The organism is Prevotella amnii CRIS 21A-A (genome assembly GCF_000177355.1).
Lineage (GTDB): Bacteria > Bacteroidota > Bacteroidia > Bacteroidales > Bacteroidaceae > Prevotella > Prevotella amnii.
Map to the genome: position 1 here is coordinate 1 of NZ_ADFQ01000108.1, position 1,421 is coordinate 1,421.

The following is a 1,421-nucleotide window of genomic DNA, read 5'->3' on the forward strand; positions in this document are numbered from 1 at the left end:
CACTTATCACTCCGTCTTTTAAGAGCAGTTCCTGATAAGTCTTCTCTACCAGTTCTCTGAATGCTTGCAGGCGAAGATTGATTTTCTTGTCCGTTGTCGTCCCCTGTTTAGTATTCCACTCCGCAGGTTTACATTCTTCGTTTGTGGTAATAACAGAGTTCTTGCCATCTATCGTGATACGGCAGAGTATGGAGGTTTGACCATTTGCCTTGGTCTTTTGTCTGTTGATATAAAACAGTGTTTTGAATGTACTTCTCATCATGATTTTAGTTTTAATGCTTCTATTCTATGGCTAAATACTCATCTGCATATCCTCCGTGAAAGAAAGGAAACGCTCAAATTCCACAAATAGTTTCTGTGGCGTAACCTTTGCATACCGCTCGGTCATACTCACGTTACTATGCCCCAACATCTTGCTTACCGTTTCTATCGGTACTCCTTGTTCAAGGGTAATGAGCGTGGCAAAGGTATGCCTTGCCGTATGTGTGGTAAAGGGAAAGGCTATGCTGGCTCTTAGGCGCAATGCTTTAAGATACGATTGATAGGTGGCATATTTCATCTGTGGCAATAGGCTTTCCCTTTCATCGCTCTTGTACTTCTCTATTATCCTGATGGCTTCGGGCAACAACTTGATACGGCAAAGTACTCCAGTCTTCTGCCTGTTGAACTTCAGCCAAAGACTTCCCTCGTCATCACGGACAAGTTGCAACCTGCTTAACTCCATCAAATCGCAATAGGCTGCACCCGTATGGCAGGCAAAGACAAACAAGTCCCTTGCGGTTTCCATTTCTTCCTCCAACTCTCCAAACTGTATGTTCATTAGTTTGTCAAGCGAACACCTGTCAAGAGCTTTGGGTAGCTTCTTATCTCCTCTTGCTATTTTTGCATTAGCAAACAACAAGGTGTCAGCCAATCCCTCACGGTATGCCAACCTGCATACGGTCTTTATTTGGGAGGCTGCACCATAAAAACTGCTCTCTTGAAAACCTAATGTCCCCAAGAAGTAATCTCTAAAGTCGTAAATAAAGTTTTCAGATAGTTGTGAGAAAGCTAAATCCTTCACCTTATATTTCTCTTCGATGAATGTGCGAAGATTGCTTCGTGTAGAGTGATAATTAGATAGCGTATCTTTCTTAATATCTATTCCAATGTGTTCTTCTTTCTCCCTAATAAGTCTATCAAGACGTTCTATAAGCATACACCGAGATTGTACGCTCCCTTGAAACTGCTCCTTGATGTCCGTGGCAGTAAATACCTGTCCTTTGGAGAGCAATGTTTGATAAGCGGACTGAATGGAAAGTACTAAACTATCCAGCTTTCCGTTCACTTCCACCGCCTCACGGCTCTTGCCCCTCATTCTACTCTCACGAGGACTCCACAAATCTATATCACAAGATAGCTTGCAACTAAACTGTGCTATA

2 protein-coding genes are annotated in these 1,421 nt (G+C 42.6%); both read right to left on the minus strand.

Features of this window, described 5'->3' with window-relative positions:
* A partial coding sequence (locus HMPREF9018_RS09940; protein WP_039864898.1) for an Arm DNA-binding domain-containing protein occupies nucleotides 1–259 on the minus strand: 259 nt, incomplete at its 3' end.
* 33 nt (nucleotides 260–292) lie between these two features.
* Nucleotides 293–1,421, minus strand: a 1,129-nt coding sequence (locus tag HMPREF9018_RS09945; protein ID WP_008451208.1) for a site-specific integrase, incomplete at its 5' end; no start/stop codon positions are given.